This window comes from Arthrobacter humicola (genome assembly GCF_039531445.1).
Taxonomy (GTDB): domain Bacteria; phylum Actinomycetota; class Actinomycetes; order Actinomycetales; family Micrococcaceae; genus Arthrobacter; species Arthrobacter humicola.
The window spans coordinates 34,129-50,761 of sequence record NZ_BAAAQB010000006.1; the positions used below are offsets into that span (position 1 = coordinate 34,129).

The window sequence follows — 16,633 nt, forward strand, 5'->3', positions numbered from 1 at the left end:
TTACCCCAGGGTTTCCAGTCTGGCCAGCACGCCCTCCGGCGATGCGGCGCTGGGGATCTCGCCCAGGTAGAAGTCCCCGGCCGGGAGTTCCGCATCCGACCCCAGCCAGAACCCTGCAGGAATATAGGCGCCAACCGCGGCGTCCCCGTGCAGACGCGCCTGATCGTCGTCGAGCTGCCCCAGCGTCCAACGGTAGTTGCCGGCCAGATTGGCAATCGGAGTGTAGGTCTCCAGCGGAACGTGCACGCCGCGGGAGGCACCGGCAGAGGTTCGGTTGTCCAGCAAGAGTCCCGCGACGGGCAGCCCCGCGAACGCCCGCAGCCAGTCGCTGACATACATGGAGGCATTCTCGGCGTTGTCGGCGTCGAGGGCGCTGGTATCGTCCGCGCCCGAAAAGTGGTGCGTGTCCGTGAGCCACATCATCGGCGACGGGATGCGAAGCACCACAGGCTGGCGGGCTGTCTTGGCGAACACGGTAACGAAGTCCAGCACCGCCCGGTTGAGGTCCTCGTCGCCCAGCAAAGTCCTCAGCGCGAACCCTGTCCGGGATCTGGCCGCCATGCCGGTCTCAAGCCTGGTGTTGCCGGCGGTCAAATGACCGTAGAGCCGGTCCAGGTCCAGGAGCGCCACGTCCGGCCGGAGCAGCCCCTGTGCCTGGGCGAAGAAAGCCGCATACGCCGTGGCGTTGTCCCACGGGACGGGCCGGCCACGAAGAATCACGGAAGCTGCGTACTCGTGGTGGTCGAACACCATGGCTTTCGGCCGCCCCGACGGAGGGGAGGCAACAACGTTGGCGAGGGTGGTGGCGGTGGAAGTGGTCATGACGTCTTTCTCCATACTTTGGCTGATATAGGCCTTCAGCGCCGCACCGTCCTGGCTGGGGAGGATGCGGCGCTGAGGGCTTCTGGGGTTGCTGTGTCGCAGCCCGGGACGTGCCGTAACGGGCTAGGACTTACGGTGGACAACTTCCCCGTGCTTCTGCTCGAGCTCGCGGATTCGGTCCTCCAGGGCGCTGATCTTCACTTCCCTGCGGTCCGGAAGCATGATCAGCGGCAGCTTGTCGATGGTCGCCTTGACCCGTTCCGGTCCGTTATTCGTGAAGTGCGTGGCGGTGAGCTCCTCCGTGTCGTCGCCCCAGGACCCGTAGTAGAGCAGGTCCTTCGGGGGCTCGGTTTTCACGTAGCCCTCAAGGAACTCCTTGTACGGCTTGCCGCGGGCGATCCGGGCCTGCCGTGAGTCGTGGCGCAGCCGGGTGGTTGCCTCCTGGTCCACCACGAACGTTTCAGGATCCCAGACGACGCCGTAGATGCTGGTGGCGACCTTCGGTGAAATGCGGCCGAGTTCCAGATCCTTGGCCACTGCTTCCGGATCACGTTCCAGAACGTCGCCGTACCCGCCGCCGGAGCCTTGGGCGATCATGTACATCTCGCCGTCCTTGGCGACGTCGAACTGCAACCCCATATGGGAAGTGGTGTATTTACCGCCCTCGTAGGGCTGCTCGTTCATGATCCGCTCCATGGACAAATCGAATTTGCTGGAGTCCTTGCGGATGACGTCGTAGATGTTGATGCCCTTCACCATGGCCAGCGGTGTCGTGCTGCAGCCGTAGCCGCCGAACATTCCCGTGACGGACGAGAACTTGGATCCCGAGGTAACGGTCATGAAGCCCCACATCGGCGTTCCCTCGGCGGCGACGATCATCTCATAGCCCATGCCGCCGCTGTTCTTGCCGAAGCCCTGGTTGTCGCGGACGATCCGCTTGCTGACCAACTGCATGAAAGGAACTTCCTCTTCCATGACTTCCTGTTCGGCAGTGTCAGCCATGGCACAGAACAGCGGTGAGACAGCGTCTTCACCGTCACGGAATGCCTTGGCACCGCCACCCATGCCGTTGAGGTCGGCACACAGGTTTCCTACCTGGTCGCCGTGCTGGGTCAGGCCTCCCCACAGGAAGGTGTTGATCTGGTTGAACCACGGAGCCAGGACATTGGAGAACTTCTCCGGGTTGGAGAACTGCATCTTGGCGAAAGCTGTTTGCAGGGCCGAGAATCCGCGGAACGACGCCTGCAGCGATTGCCCCATCGGAGCATCGTAACCAGCGTCTGCCCACGTGTGTTCATCCGAGATGATGTCGATAGGAGACATCGCCGAGGTGCAGCGGGGCAGGTCAGGCCACCAGAACGCCAGGATTGCCTGCATCATCATCGATTTGACCGAGCACAGCGGGGAGTTAATGGCCCGGTTGAGGATTTCGGGACCCGTGCCCCTCAGGTCCACCGTCATTTTGTCACCCTTAACCGTCACCTTGCAGGCGAACTTGATCAGGATGTTCTCCTTGAGCGTGGAGTCCATGAACTGGTTAAAGGACACGGTCCCGTCCGGCAGTTCACTGATGCGGCGCTTGACTTCCTGCTCCACGTCTTCAACGGTGACCCGCAGGGCAGCGACGAAGGTCTCCACTCCCACTTCGTCGATGATGCTGTCGACGCGTTCCTGGATGCGCTGGACGGCGCCGATCTTGACCTTGAGGTCAGCCAGTTGCAGCTTGGGGTCGCGAACCGAGTGCTGCAGGAATGTCAGCAGGTCCCGGCGCAGATCGCCCTTCTCGACGATCTTGAACGGGGACATCCGGAGTCCGTCGTCGAACGGGGTCTCGGAACCTGACGGCATTCCGCCGGGCTCGCAGGCCCCGTTCTCGCCTTCGTGGATGGTCGCGGCGACCCAGGCAATGATCTTTCCCTCGCGGAAGATCGGCATGATCATGGACTGGTCCGTGTTGTGGACGTTTCCGTACCGGGCATCATTGTGGATGAACCCATCGCCGGGGTTGATCCCCACCGTCGGCTCGTCCTTCCAATACTTCATGATGTAGCGGATCGGGTGATGCAGGATCGCCGAGAACGCGATCACGCCGTGGCAGGACAGGTAGGTGACATCCCCTTCGGCGGTGTAGATCGCCGTCGTCAGGTCCCCCCATTTGGCGCCGGGAGCGGCACCCATGGCCTCGCACATTTCGTAGCCCTCATCCAGGGCGCCGGCCAGACGCTTGCGGATGCGGTCTACCTTGATGGGGTCCACGCCCTTGGAGATGCACTCTTCCTCGTAGGCGGAGCGGGACGTGATCTGGTGGCTTCGCATGATGGCCGGGTCCGGGCCGAGAAAGAGGGTTGTTTCGTCCATGAATTGGTCCACCCACTGCTGCTCCTGGGCAGTCAGCGGCTGGGAAGCGTCGTCGGCTTCGCCGGACGTGCTGGGTTCATTTGCTGTAAGCGTCATTGCTGTCGAGCTCCTTCAATGGGATTAGCTGGAAGGCCTGGATGGGATCCGTGAGGCACGGGATCAGTCTTTGAGGAACCACACGGCTCCCTGGGATGTCGGTTCCAGGCGCCATCCCGGTTCCACCAGATACGTGGTGTTTTCCGTGGTGACGATGGCCGGGCCGTGGATGACGTGTTGGTGGTGGAGGGCCTCGGCGTCGTACACCGGGGTGTCGACGGCCCCGTCGATCTTCACGAAGTGGACCTGCCGGGTGCCGACCGGGCTGGGCATGGTCCTGTCGTGTCCGGAGTCGATCGAATCGAACTTAACCACGTCCCCGTCCACGTAGGACGACACCCGCACGGTCTGGGCACGGATGCCGGCCTCGGGAGCCTGGCTGCCGGCACCGTAGCGCTTGCCATAGATGTCCGAGAACGTCCGGATCAGGTGAAGCACGTCGGCGACGCCGTTCACACGGTTGATGTCGAAAACGACGGCCGTGGTCACCAGCTGATTGCCGTAGCGCATGTCCATTTCGAGGCTGTAGCGGATGTCGGCGGCGTCGTACCCCTGGCGGATCAGGTCTTCCTTGCCCTTGGCTTCCAGCTCCTGGATGACGTTGTTCAGCTCGTCGTAGCTCTGGTAGAGGCTGCGGTCCGTGGGGTTGTAAAGCACCACATGGGAGCCGCGCTCATGGATGTGGAGGGGTTTCATGTTGCCGGCGCCGCAGGCCGAGAACACCGAGGAAAAGGGCGGCGCGAGGATCCTGCGGATGCCGGCGTGATCGGCGATGCCGCAGGCGTGCAGGGGTCCGTTGCCGCCATAGGCCAGCATGGTGAAGTCTTCCGGAAGGTATCCCCGGACCCGCAGCTCTTTGGCCATTCCGATCGCCATCTGCTCGTCGACCGCATTCTTGATGATCTTGGCGACCGGGATGGTATCCATGTTCAGGTCATCAGCGAGGACCTCGTCGATTGCGTAGGCGGAGCGCTTTTTGTTCAGCTTGATGTAGCCGTTGGCGTAGTTGTCCGGATCCAGGTACCCCAGGACCAGGTCAGCGTCCGTGACTGTCGGTCGGAGGCCGCCGCGGTCGTAGCACGCGGGGCCTGGATCCGAGCCGGCTGATTCCGGCCCAATCTGTACCGCGTGGTGGATGCGGTCATAGCTGGCAATCGAGCCGCCTCCCGCGCCCAGCGTCAGCAAGTGGATCATGGGAACCGATACCAGCCAGCGGCCGATGGTCGGCTGGAAGTCGTAGTGCTTGACTCCGCCTTCCGGGACCAGGCCGATGTCGAAGGACGTGCCGCCCATATCGGTCGAAATCACGTTTCCCAGGCCGGTGCTGTCGGCCAGGTGCTGTGCGGCGCCGACGCCGGCGATGGGGCCGGAATGGATGGTCTGCAGGGCATCAGTCGAGTTGGACTGCGCCATGCCGCCTGAGTTGTGGATGACAAGCATGGGCTTGTCGTAACCGGACGAACGCAGGTTGTTGGACAGCTGCCCCAGCGCGTGGAACATGATCTCGTGCAGGAATGCGTCCACGATCGTCGACGTCGCACGGACGTACTCGCCCTTTCGGCCCGACACCTGGCTTCCCAGCAGGACGGGGATGGCTCCGAGCTCGTGGGCCGGGTACTCGTCCAGGATGATCTCCAGGATCTGCTGCTCATGGACCGGGTTCTCGGTCGAGTTGACCAGGGAGACCACGATCGCTTCCGCACCGGCGTCCACGAGTTCGCGCACCTGGGTGCGGACATCGTCCTCCATCAGCGAAACGACCACCTTGCCGGCGGAGTTGATTCGCTCCTTCACCGAGCGGATCAGGGCGCGGGGAACGAGCGGATCAGGGCGGGTGGCATCAGGCATGTTCTGCTGCTTGGAAGGGTCCAGTCCTTCACCGTAGCCACGGCCGCGGGACAGCGGGATGGTGTCCTCAAAGCCGTGGGTGACCAGTGCCCCCACCCGCGGGCCTTTGCCTTCGATCAGGGCGTTGGTGCCGAGCGTCGTGGCATACCGGACGGAATCGACTTCCTTCAGGACGAGGTCCCGGTCCAGCCCGGCGCGTGAGCAGGCGAGGTCGAGTGCTTCGTTGAAGCCTTGGGCCAGGTTGTGGTGCGTTGTGAGCGCCTTTGCTTCAACGTACTGGTCTTCCCAGGCAAAAAAGCAGTCGGTAAATGTGCCGCCGATGTCGACGGAGATTCGTTTCATGACCAGTGGTCTCCTTTATTCCAAGTACTAGCTGAACGAATGGGGCGAATGGTTGTGGGTGTTGTACGAGCCGAGGGCCGGGGTGAAATCAGCAACAGCCTCTTCCCCGGGTCCGTAATTGATGACGACCTCAGGCTTGGTGCCCCGCTTGATCCATGTTTCGCGGAGCGAGTCGATGTCCCACAGCATGTCCACCGTGGGCGGGTGTCCCGGCGGTACGTACTCCGTTTCCAGTTGCGTCCCGCAGCCCGGGCAGTAGAACTCGAGAATCCGGCAGAAAGTGGGGTCCGGAGCGAACGTGAATTCGTACTTCTCCGGGTCCAGGATCGACTGGTGGATTTCCGTGGGGTCCCGGTCGTAGACCAGTGTCCCCTCCTTGTAGTTGCCTCTGGCCTCGCCGAGATCCTGGTTGCATACCCTGCAGTTCCATCGCTCGGTCTCGAGATCGATGATCAGATATTCCGTCATTGGAATTCGCATAGCGTGTCTCACCTGTTCTTGCTGGTTGTGTGGGGTCACTTCTGAAGGGAGTCTGTGAGCATGAGGTCGCCGGAGACCGTCACGTCGAAGACCCAGCCATGGGGCACGCGGGCCGTGAAGTAGGGGCCTTCGACGATTGCCGGGCCCGACGCCGATGCTCCGGCCGTTTGGCTGTCCAGGTCGAAGACCTGAACCTCGTCCACTTTGTCCACGGCGGAGCGAACCTTTCGGGTGGAGGCGGCGACGGCGGCCGTCTTCGCCACTGATTCGGCCCGCCTGATTGATGCGTGCGGCAGTTCGTACCGGGCGGTCAGGGTCAGCATGGTGTTGTGTTCGCTGGTGCCGGGCTGCGGATCGGAAGCCAGGTACGGCAACTCAGAAACCAGCTGCCCCTCGGCATCTTCAAGCACTACGTTCCATTCGAGCCGGCAGTCGTCAATTTCGTGGCCCTCCTGGAACATGTCCCGCGCAGCCCGGGCCAGCAGCATCGCCTTGGTTGCACCGAAGTCCTGCGCGCCCATTCCCGCGACATTCGCCTCATAGGTCTGCGCAATGTCGGAAAAGCCGATTCCGAAGGCTGAGAAGACCGCCGCCATCTTGGGCACCAGGACACGGCGAACGCCCGCGATCCGCGCGGCACCACAGGCGCTCATTGGTCCGGCACCGCCGAATGCGGCCACCGTTGTGGCATCCGCATCCTCGACGTCGGCGGCAAAGGACTGCGACATGCGTTCGAAGTAGGCTGCTTCCATCCGGATCAGGGCGTCATTCAGGGTGATCCCCAAAGGTTCTGCGATGACTTCGGTGATGACGGCGCGGGAGCGTTCCGCGTCCAGACTGAAGCCTCCATCGAGGTACGTGTCCGGATCGAGCACCCCGAGCAGGAGATTTACGTCCGTGATGGTGGCCTGCTTGCCCCCAAAACCAAAACAAGCAGGGCCAGGGGCGGCTCCGACGCTCTCCGGGCCGACTGTGATGACGCCGTCGCGGACGGCGATGACGGAACTGCCGCCGACGCCGCTGGAGTGGACGTTGCTCATCTCGAAGGACACCGGGACACCCTGGATGGAGCCCCTGCGGTCCGTCGAGATGGTCGAGTTCTTGACCGAGCCGACGTCCGTGGTGGTGCCGCCGACGTCGATCATGAGAACGTGCGCGAGGCCATAGGCCTCCGAGAGGGCCTTGGTTCCTTCCAGCCCGCCGCGGGGGCCGGAGGAGTAAGTCTTCAACGCGACGGACTTGGCCACCCGTGACGAAGCTCCGTCATTGCGGTAGATGAGGAGCGGGTTTTTAACTTTGTGGTCCCGCAGCCGGTGCTCGGTGCTGTAGAGGAACCGCTCCATGGTGGGATGCAGGAAGGAGTTGATGATTCCGGACCACACCCGGCGGGCCTGGACGGTGTCGGGCGTGAATTCCCAGGAGAACAACATGGGTACCGAGCCCAGCAGGTGGCGGGGGAACTTCCGGAGCAGAACGCCTTTGACGGCCTTCTCCTTGTTGCGGTCCGCCATGGCGATGACAAGCCGTGCGGCGCCGTCGGTCGTCAGCCGGTTGACATGCTTCACAATTTCCTGGGCGAGCTCCTCCACGTCCTGTTCAGCGTTGATGACTGCCACCCGCGTGCCAACGAGGTCTTCGAACAGCTCAGCTGCCGCCCCGCTATTGCGGAGCTCGCCGGCCAGCGTGGGGCTGTCTGTGAGGATGCCAATCCGGGGACCCTTGCGCTCCACGAGGGCATTGGTTCCCTGGGTGGTGGAGTACCGGATGTGACGGGTTGAGTGCAGAAGCCCGGGGAGATCCTCTTCGCCGAAGATCTCCTTCGAAGCTTTGGCCATGCCGTCGAAGAGACACTGGGAGAGGTCAAAGGGCGTCGTGAGGGTCTTCGTGAACGAAAAATTCTCACCGTCCCAGACACAAATATCGGTCAGCGTCCCACCGTTGTCGATGTTAATGAGCCGTTCCATTGATACTCCTTTGTATGTTGAGGCGCGGTGACACCAGCGGCGTATTCCTCAACTTGTGACTGTGATCCAAGCCACACCGAGGACTGGTCTCAGTGTGGCTCAGCAGCCGGAGTGGCCCGCAACCACCTGACCGGGTGGACTATGCGGGGCCGGAGCGACTACCCGGGTGGGCGGGCGTGGGCATCACGAATTACGTCAGCGGGCTTGAAGCCCGCCAAAAAGCAACGCGGGGATACGGCCGATGCCGGGCGGCTTAATGGGCCGGTTCTGACCGCGCGTTGCTGGTGGTGCGGGTCGGGTGTCGGGGTCAGGCGTAGTCGTTGTAGAAGCCGCGGCCGCTCTTGATCCCGAGCCAGCCGTTGGCGATGTACTCCTCCAGCATCGGGGCCGACTTGTTCTCCATGCCGGCGAGCTCGCAGTAGTGGTTCTCGATGTCCAGGACGACGTCCAGGCCCACCTCGTCCATGAAACGGAACGGCGTGGTCTCGGATTTGAAGACGTCGGCGAACAGTGCGTCCACGTCCTGGGGGTCCGCGACGCCCTCGGCCACCACCAGGAGGGATTCGCGCTTGATCGCTGCCCAGATCCGGTTGAAGATGAAGCCGGTGCTTTGCCTGCGCACCCGGTGCGGCATCAGCGCGTACTTGGGCAGCTCGGCCATGAGCAGCTCGATGATCCGCGGATCGGTGTGGCCGCTGGACATCAGCTCCACCGAACGCACCGCCGGCGGCATGTAGAAGTGCATGTTCAGGACCCGCTCCGGGCTGCCCACGCCGCCGATGAATTCGGAGGAAGCAAACGAGGACGAGTTGCTGGCCAGCACGGCGTCGGGGGCCGCCAACTGGTCAAGGTCGGCGAAGAGGGCCTGTTTGAGGCCGAGCTTCTCCGGAACCGCCTCGACCACGAGCCACGCATCGCGGAGGGCATCCACCAGGTTGTCCTTCGCGGCGAGCCGGACCGCCGGGTTGCCCCCGAGCTCCTCCACGGCGCGGTGGCGCTGCGTGGCGATGTACTCGATGGCGGCCTTGGCCACGGCGAGGTCCGTGTCGAAGACACGCACCTCGGCACCCTGGAGCGACAGCATCAAGGCGATGCGCCGGCCCAGGGTTCCGCCGCCGATGATCGTGATGGGCCGGTCCGCGATGTTGGCGGGGAGCGTGTAGGTCATGTCGATTCCTTTCAGGAGGCTGCTGACGGCGCAGCGGCCAAGTTGATGCGATTCGTACGGGTGCCCTTGGCGATCAATACAAGGGCAGGGACAGCGGCAAGCACAAGGGCCAAACCGTAGATCAGCGTGGTGTTTTTCATGCCGGCGACCGGGACCAGCAGGCCCGCCGCCACGGCCGGGACGCTGAAGCCGAGATAGCAGATGACGTAGATGCTGGAGAGCATGCCAATGCGCTCGTGCGGGCCGCACAAGGGCAGCGTCATGCGCATCGCACCGAAGTAGCCGCTGCCGAACCCAACGCCGGCGACGGCCGTGCCGCCGAAGTACAGCGGCGCGGAGCCAAGCTGGACCGCCAGCACGGTGAGCAGAATGCCCGAAATCAATGCGATGACGCCGGTAAGCAGGGTTTTCCGGTCCGACCAGCGCCGGACCACGAGGATGGCCAGGGCACCGGGCACGAAGAGCGCGACGAGCGCCAGGCCGCCGACGAGGACCGAGCCATCCTTCGTCATGGCGTGCGCCAGGACGGGCCCCAGCGAGAGGTAGAAACCGGCGAGCGCCCACGTGGCCGCCGCGACAGGCATGGTGGCGGCCATCGTCCGGCGGGCGGATCTGGGAATCCTCGCCTCCGGAACCAAGGAGCGGATGGCGCCCGGCGCCTTGCGGCCCGCACTCGGCAGCCACACGAGGGCCGCGCCCAAGCCGAGGAGCAGCGCGGCCACGAGGAAGTACACGGCCTTGGTGGGCTCGGGCAGGAACCGGACCAGCGACGCCGAGCCGAGCGCCCCGACGGACAAACCCACCGGGGACGCCGCGCTGTTCACTAGAGATCCGCGGCCGTTCCCGCCGGCGCCTTCGAAGGCAAGCAGCGCCGCCCCGGCGGCCCCCATGGCCGCTCCCGTGGCGATCCCCTGCAAGGCCCGGGCGGCGACGAGGACTCCCGGCCCGGAGGCAAAGGCGAAGGTCATCATGGCCGCGACCTGAAGCCCCACCGCGCCCAGCAGGACCGGACGGGTGCCCACGTGGTCCGCGAGGGATCCGACAACCAGCAGCGTCAGGAGCACCGCCACGGCGTAGACGGCAAACACGACCGTCACGGCCGCCGGGCCGAGCCCCCATTCCCGGGCGTAAAACTCGTACAACGGCGACGGAGCAGACGAGGCCCCGATGAAGACCGTCAGGAGGGCCGCGTGCAGCCAGAACGCGGTACGGGTGTTCTTCAAAGCTCTTCCCTACCTACTAAAAGCACAATCTGTGCATTAAGAGTCTAGTATCCTCACGACCACCTAAAGCGAATAATCTGCATTAAGCTGGTGTGATGATGGCTACAGCGACACCCCGGCCCGGCGGACGCAGCGCCCGGGTGCAGCAGGCAGTACACGAAGCTGTCCGCGCCCTGCTGGAGGAGCACGGCGGGGACCGTGCGGCCCTGTCGGTGCCCGTCGTGGCCGAACGCGCCGGCGTGAATTCATCGACCATCTACCGACGCTGGGGAGATCTGCCGCGGCTCCTCGCCGCCGTCGCGTCCAACCGGATGCTGCCCGAGCAGGTGGAGGACACCGGGACCCTGGAAGGGGACATGCAGGCCTGGTTCGTGCCCTACGTCGAGGAGTTCTCCTCGTCGCTCGGCCGCCAAGTGCTGCGGGACATGCTCGCCGACGGCGCGGTGACCCGGGACTACTTCGCCCTGATGCAAGGCCATGTCGAGGAGATCAGGAACCTCGCCCGGGCACGCGGAGAAACCGCGCCGGCGGCGCAGGAGATCATCGACGTCGTGGTGGCCCCGGTGATCTACCGGATCCTGTTCAACCACGAATCCGCCCCGGAACTGCGGGTTCGGGACAGGATCGCCCGGCTGCTGCGCCCCGAGGAGACCTCGGCGGACCAGGAGGACTAAACTCGGTCCCAGCCCACCCACCATCATGCGAGGAGCACCCATGCGCGCCACCATCATCCACGGTCCCGGCGACATCCGAGTCGAAGACCGCGACTACCCCACGGTCCAGCTGCCCACCGACGTCGTCGTGAAGGTCACCGCCTCCTGCGTCTGCGGCTCGGATCTGTGGCCCTATCGCGGGGTCAAGCCCACCCACAAGCCCTCCGCGATCGGACACGAGTTCATCGGCACGGTCGAAAGCGTCGGCGCGGACGTCAAAGACCTCGCCGTGGGCGACTTCGTGATCGCGCCGTTCGTAGTCAGCTGCGGCCAGTGCCCCCAGTGCCTCAACGGCGTCACGGTGGCCTGCGACCACCTGGCCGGCTGGGGCGGCAAGGATGACACCGGCTTGAGGATCGACGGCGGCCAGGGCCAGGCGGTCCGCGTGCCGCTCGCCGAATCCACGCTGGTCAAGGTTCCGGGCGTCACGGATCCGGACGATGCCCTCCGCGCCAGCCTCCTCACGCTCTCTGACGTCATGGCCACCGGCCACCACGCGGCCCTCGCCGCGAAGGCAGGCCCCGGGCGGACCGTGGTGGTGGTCGGCGACGGCGCCGTCGGACTCTGCGGCGTGCTCGCCGCCAAGCGCCTCGGCGCGGAGCGGATCATCGCGATGTCACGGCACGCGGACCGTCAGGCGATCGCCCGCGAATTCGGCGCCACGGACATCGTCGCCGAACGCGGGGACGACGGCGTCGCCAAGGTCCGCGAACTGCTCGGCGGCGTACTGGCCGACTCTGTGCTGGAGTGCGTGGGGACCAAGGAATCCATGGACCAGGCGCTGCACAGTGTCCGCCCCGGCGGCGCCCTCGGCTTTGTCGGCGTCCCCACCGGCGGCGCCGAGGCCCCACTGCGCTTCCTGTTCGACACCAACATCTCGATCGCCGGCGGCATGGCCCCGGCACGGACGTACATCCCGGAACTGCTGGCCGACGTGCTGGACGGCACCATCAACCCGGGCCGGGTGTTCGACACGGTCATGCCCCTCGAGGAGGCACCCGAGGCCTACCGTGCCATGGACGAACGGCGCGCCATCAAGGTCCTGCTGACCCCGTAGCCGGGCTCTCGACGGCGGCGCCCCGGGCCCCTGCGCGGCTGCGTGCCCCTGCTCTTGCGGCTGCCCTTGCACGTGCAGGAGCGAGGGTCTAGCGTGAAGCGCATCAGCATCCGCCGCCGTCGAGGAGCCGTCATGGCCAGGTTTGTGCAGATCATTGAATTCCAAACATCCCGCATCGAGGAGATCGAGCAACTCGGCCGCCCGTCACGAACCGAGGGGTCCACTGCCCCGACCTTCGGACGCATCATGGCCACCGCCGACCGCGACCGCCCCGGTACTTACCTCACCATTGTTGAATTCGAGTCCTACGAGTCGGCCATGGAGAACTCGAACAGGCCCGAAACCTCAGAGTTCGCCGCGAAGATGGCCGCCCTGTGCGACGGCCCGCCGGTCTTCCGCAATCTCGATGTGATGTGGGAGGACACCGGCGAGACCGACGCCGGACAGTAGGCCTGCAGCCTCACTCTGCAGAAAGGCCCTGCCGCCGGAAACGGAGCCGGCAGCCGGCCGTGAATTGAATACGCGGACAGGACGTGGGACAGGGAAATGGGGTCTGCACAGGGCAGAGCGCCGGAAACTCTTGTGGCGGATCTCAGTGAACTGGGTTCCGCTCCCCTGCCGCTCGTGGGCGGCAAGGCCATGAACCTCGGCAGGCTCGCGGCGGCCGGATTCCCCGTGCCGCGCGGCTTCTGCCTCACCACCGTCGCCTACAGGAAGGCCGCCCCGCCGGAACTGGAGGCCCTGGCGGCCCGGCTGGACGCCGAGCTGCCGGGATGGTCCCCCGACGGCGGAACAGCCCACCCGGCTTTGGACCGCCCCGATTTGGACCATCTCCAGCTTGATTTGGGCGAACTGGCGAGGCAGGCCCGGGAAATGATCGTGACCGCCCCAATTCCCGCCGATGTCGATGCCGCGGTCCGCGCCGCCTATGCCTCGCTAGGCAGCGGGGCCGCCGTCGCGGTCAGGTCCTCCGCCACCGCCGAGGACCTGCCCTTCGCCAGCTTCGCCGGACAGCAGGATTCCTTTCTCAACATCTCCGGGGCAGATGCCGTCGTCGAGTCGGTGCGGCGCTGCTGGGCCTCCCTCTGGACCGAACGCGCCGTGGCCTACCGGTCCGCCAACGGCATCAGCCACCGCGACGTCGGGCTCGCCGTCGTCGTCCAGGACGTCGTCCCCGCCGTCACCGCCGGCGTGCTGTTCACCGCCAACCCCGTCACGGGCACCCGGACCGAAACGGTCATCGACGCGAGCGCCGGACCGGGCCAGGCGGTGGTCTCCGGCAGCGTAAACCCGGACCATTTCGTCGTCGAGACGGCCACGGGACGCGTCCTGCTCCGCTCTCCGGACGGGGCTGGGGCCGAGACTGGGGCTGGGGCCGGCCGGGCCCCGAGCCTGGACGACGCCCGGGTCCGCGAACTCACGGCGCTGGGTGACACCGTCCAACGGCTGTTCGGTGCACCGCAGGACGTGGAATGGGTGATCGACGCGGGCAAGATCTGGCTGACCCAGTCGCGGCCCATCACCACGCTGTATCCGTTGCCGGACCCCGCCGCCGCCGAACCACTGGGCACTGAATCGGGGGCCGCCGCTGACACACGCGTTTACCTGTGCGGCACGCTGTTCCAGGGCTTGACCCGGCCACTCACCCCGCTGGGACTCTCCGTGCTCGGCTCAATGCGGAACCGCAAGGGACCGTGGAAGTACGTTAACCCGGGGCTGCGCATGTACGTGGACGTGACGCCCGCGATCCGGAACAAGTACGGCCGCCGCTACCTGCTGCGGATGCTCCCGCTGGCCGACGGGAGGACAGGCGCGGTCTTCCCGGCGCTGCTGGAGGATCCACGGTTCGGCCTGCGCCAGCGGCGGCCCCGGCGGAAGCCCGGACCCGGCAGCGCTGCAGCCCGCAGCACGGAAGCAAGGGGCAGCGTGGCCCTGGTGGGCCGGCTGATCCCGGCCCTGCTGCGGGCCGGGGTGCGGCCGGCGGCGGAACTGCGCCGCGCCTTCGACTACGGAAAGCAGCTCGAGGCCGACCTCGTCCTGCCGGAACCCGCCACTTCGTTTGGCCGGCTCGATTACGCCGAGCGCATCCTGGACCGCACCGTGGACGGGCTGATCCTGGCGACGCTGCCCGGGCCCTCCGTTGGTTACATCATGCTGGCGGCCGCCCGCAGACTGTTGCGCGGCATCGCGAAACCGCGGGAACTCGAAGCGGTGCTCCGGGGGCTGCCCAACAACGTCACCACCGAGATGGATCTTGAACTTTGGCATCTCGCCGTTACCATCGGAGCGAATGCCGCGTCCCGTGAGGTATTCCTGGCCCACAGCCCGGAGGAACTGGCCGCCCGGTACGCGGCCGGCACCCTCCCCGCCGTGGCCCAGACCGGCCTGCGCGGGTTCCTGGACCGCTACGGCCACCGCGCCGTGGCGGAAATTGACCTCGGCATGCCCCGGTGGTCGGAGAAGCCGGACCACATCCTCGGCATGATCTCGAACTACCTCCATGTGGAGGACCCCGAACAGGCCCCCGACCGGCAATTTGCCCGCGCGGAAGAACACGCCGAAGCCAGAATCCGCGACCTCGTGGAACGGACCCGGGCGCGCAGCCGGCTCCGGGCCCGGCAGGTGGAGTTCTGCCTGCGCCGGACCCGGCAGTTGTCCGGACTGCGCGAACTGCCGAAGTTCTACATCGTCCTCGCCCTCGCCGAGATGCGCCGCCAGCTCAACAAGGTGGGTGCCGAACTGGCCCGATCCGGTTCGATCGCCGCCGCGGACGATGTCTATTTCCTGGAATTCGACGAGATTCGCGTAGGCCTGCGCGGCGCTGACCTTCACGGCATCGTCGCGGACCGCCGGCGACTGTACGATACGGAACTGCGACGCCGGCGCATCCCGCGCCTGCTGCTGTCCGACGGCACCGACGTCGAGGCCGCCATGCTGGCGAAGTCTCCGGCGTCCGGCGCCCTCGCCGGGACACCGGCCTCGGCAGGCACCGCCACCGGACGGGTCAGGGTCATCATGGACCCCGTGGGCGCCCACCTCGAGCCCGGCGAAATCCTCGTGGCACCATCCACCGATCCCGGCTGGACTCCGCTGTTCATGACCGCCGGCGCCCTGGTCATGGAGATGGGCGGGGTGATCTCGCACGGAGCCGTGGTGGCCCGCGAATACGGTATCCCGGCCGTGGTGGGCGTGCCGGACGCGACCACCCGCTTGCGGACCGGCCAGACAGTCACCGTTGACGGGGCCGCGGGCACCATCGTCGAAGAGCCTTGAACCGGCGGCGCCGGGCAATCCTCCGGGTGGCGAACCGGGCCGTAGCCTGAGGGCAGGCTGGCTTCACAGCTGTAGCACGGGTGTGCCAGATAGAATTGGTGCATGACCTCCCCGGCCCGCTGGCCAACCCGCCATGAGTCATCCTTTCAGGCGGCCCGGCCACGGAGAGCGCAGCAGCGCAACACCTTCACTCTGGCCCGCAAGGCCAGGAACGTCCTGCGTCGGGTTCCGGTGTGGACCTGGCGGGTGCTGATGCACTGCGTACGAGCCAGCGAGAACGCCCGCTTCAACGCTGACCCCATTACCGGCGTCGCATATGTCCACGACATCGATTTCGTGGGCGACGGCATTCGGGCCCACCGCCTCGATGTCATCACCCCGTCCCCTGCCGGCGGCACCCCCGCGGCCGATGCAACCGCGCCCGGCGAGTCCGGCGCCGTGCTCCCCGTTTACGTGTACTTCCACGGCGGCGGCTGGACCTCCGGGGACAAGTCCTCGCTAACCAAGTACTGCGCGAGCCAGGCCGAGGGCGGCATGGTGGTGGTCAACGTGAACTACCGGAAGGCGCCGCGTTTCCACATGGCCCATGTCCTGGCGGATGCGAATGCCGCGCTGGCCTGGGTCCGGCAGAACATCGCCGGCTATGGCGGCGACGCATCGCGGCTCGTACTGGGCGGCGACTCCGCCGGCGGCCAAGTCGCGGCGCTCCTGACCGCTGCAAGCTTCCGTCCGGAACTGGCACGGCACCACGGTCTGATACCGGCCGTCCCTGCATCCGACTTCAAGGGCCTTGTCCAGCACTGCAGCGTGGTGGACTTTTCCGTCTTCTTCGAAAAGGGCTTCGTGCTGAGCCTGAACTTCGTCCGCATGCTGCTGCCCGCGCTCCGTTCCGGCGGCCAAAACGCGGGCATCGGTGGACGCCTGCGCCGCGGCTTGGGCGGCCTGTTCGGTCTGGGATACGGCACCGGCCACTTGGAGGCCCTCCGCAAGGGCGCGGGTTTCCTCTCGCCGATCGAGTGGCTGGATTCCCGCTTCCCCCCGGTCTTTGTGACCACCTCGGAACGGGACTTCTTCTACGCCGCCAACGTGAACTTCATTGCCCGCTTGCGCGAACACTCCGTCCCCGTGGACAGCCTCATCTACGGCTGGGACAACTCCAACACCGAACACACCTGGCAGCAGAACTTCCGCTACCCCGAATCACAGGAGGTCTACCGCCGGCTCCACGCCTTCGTGCGCAAAGTAGCCTGAGCGCCGCCGCTCCTGCCCAATCAGACCCGGCCCCGGCC

Annotated in this window: 12 protein-coding genes; 5 read left to right on the forward strand and 7 right to left on the reverse strand. The window is 65.9% G+C overall.

The window, feature by feature from the left end:
• The 7 genes from ABD243_RS01095 to ABD243_RS01125 form a co-directional block, all read right to left on the reverse strand.
• Nucleotides 1–822 carry a hypothetical protein gene (locus tag ABD243_RS01095; RefSeq protein WP_344361088.1) on the reverse strand — a complete coding sequence of 274 codons (822 nt, stop codon included), beginning with the start codon at nt 820–822 and terminating at the stop codon, nt 1–3.
• A gap of 123 nt (nt 823–945) precedes the next feature.
• A complete protein-coding gene (locus ABD243_RS01100; protein WP_344361091.1) occupies nt 946–3,276 on the reverse strand; it encodes a hydantoinase B/oxoprolinase family protein in 2,331 nt (776 codons plus the stop codon).
• Between the two features lie 63 nt (nt 3,277–3,339).
• The gene (locus ABD243_RS01105; protein WP_344361094.1) at nt 3,340–5,466 is read right to left on the reverse strand and encodes a hydantoinase/oxoprolinase family protein; all 2,127 of its coding nucleotides are present in this window, start codon (nt 5,464–5,466) and stop codon (nt 3,340–3,342) included.
• Between the two features lie 27 nt (nt 5,467–5,493).
• Entirely contained in the window at nt 5,494–5,946 is a 453-nt protein-coding gene (locus ABD243_RS01110) for an acetone carboxylase subunit gamma (protein ID WP_116765603.1), read from the reverse strand.
• A 35-nt stretch (nt 5,947–5,981) separates the two neighbouring features.
• Entirely contained in the window at nt 5,982–7,910 is a 1,929-nt protein-coding gene (locus ABD243_RS01115) for a hydantoinase/oxoprolinase family protein (protein WP_344361100.1), read from the reverse strand.
• A 307-nt stretch (nt 7,911–8,217) separates the two neighbouring features.
• Nucleotides 8,218–9,078: a 3-hydroxyacyl-CoA dehydrogenase family protein gene (locus tag ABD243_RS01120; protein ID WP_116765601.1), complete on the reverse strand. Its 861-nt coding sequence runs from the start codon at nt 9,076–9,078 to the stop codon at nt 8,218–8,220.
• Nucleotides 9,079–9,089: 11 nt separating this feature from the next.
• A complete protein-coding gene (locus ABD243_RS01125; RefSeq protein ID WP_161958191.1) occupies nt 9,090–10,301 on the reverse strand; it encodes an MFS transporter in 1,212 nt (403 codons plus the stop codon).
• Nucleotides 10,302–10,396: 95 nt separating this feature from the next.
• On the opposite strand from ABD243_RS01125, the gene ABD243_RS01130 reads away from it, so the two are divergent.
• From ABD243_RS01130 to ABD243_RS01150, 5 genes are all read left to right on the forward strand, one after another.
• Nucleotides 10,397–10,975: a TetR/AcrR family transcriptional regulator gene (locus ABD243_RS01130; protein ID WP_344361107.1), complete on the forward strand. Its 579-nt coding sequence runs from the start codon at nt 10,397–10,399 to the stop codon at nt 10,973–10,975.
• A gap of 40 nt (nt 10,976–11,015) precedes the next feature.
• Complete coding sequence (locus tag ABD243_RS01135) at nt 11,016–12,071, forward strand: zinc-dependent alcohol dehydrogenase family protein (RefSeq protein ID WP_344361110.1); 1,056 nt, start codon at nt 11,016–11,018, stop codon at nt 12,069–12,071.
• Between the two features lie 93 nt (nt 12,072–12,164).
• The gene (locus tag ABD243_RS01140) at nt 12,165–12,521 is read left to right on the forward strand and encodes a hypothetical protein (protein WP_254788175.1); all 357 of its coding nucleotides are present in this window, start codon (nt 12,165–12,167) and stop codon (nt 12,519–12,521) included.
• A 96-nt stretch (nt 12,522–12,617) separates the two neighbouring features.
• Nucleotides 12,618–15,344, forward strand: a complete 2,727-nt coding sequence (locus ABD243_RS01145; protein ID WP_344361115.1) for a PEP/pyruvate-binding domain-containing protein — start codon at nt 12,618–12,620, stop codon at nt 15,342–15,344.
• 102 nt (nt 15,345–15,446) lie between these two features.
• Nucleotides 15,447–16,595, forward strand: coding sequence for an alpha/beta hydrolase (locus tag ABD243_RS01150; RefSeq protein WP_344361118.1), 1,149 nt, complete (start codon nt 15,447–15,449; stop codon nt 16,593–16,595).
• Nucleotides 16,596–16,633 lie beyond the last annotated feature (38 nt).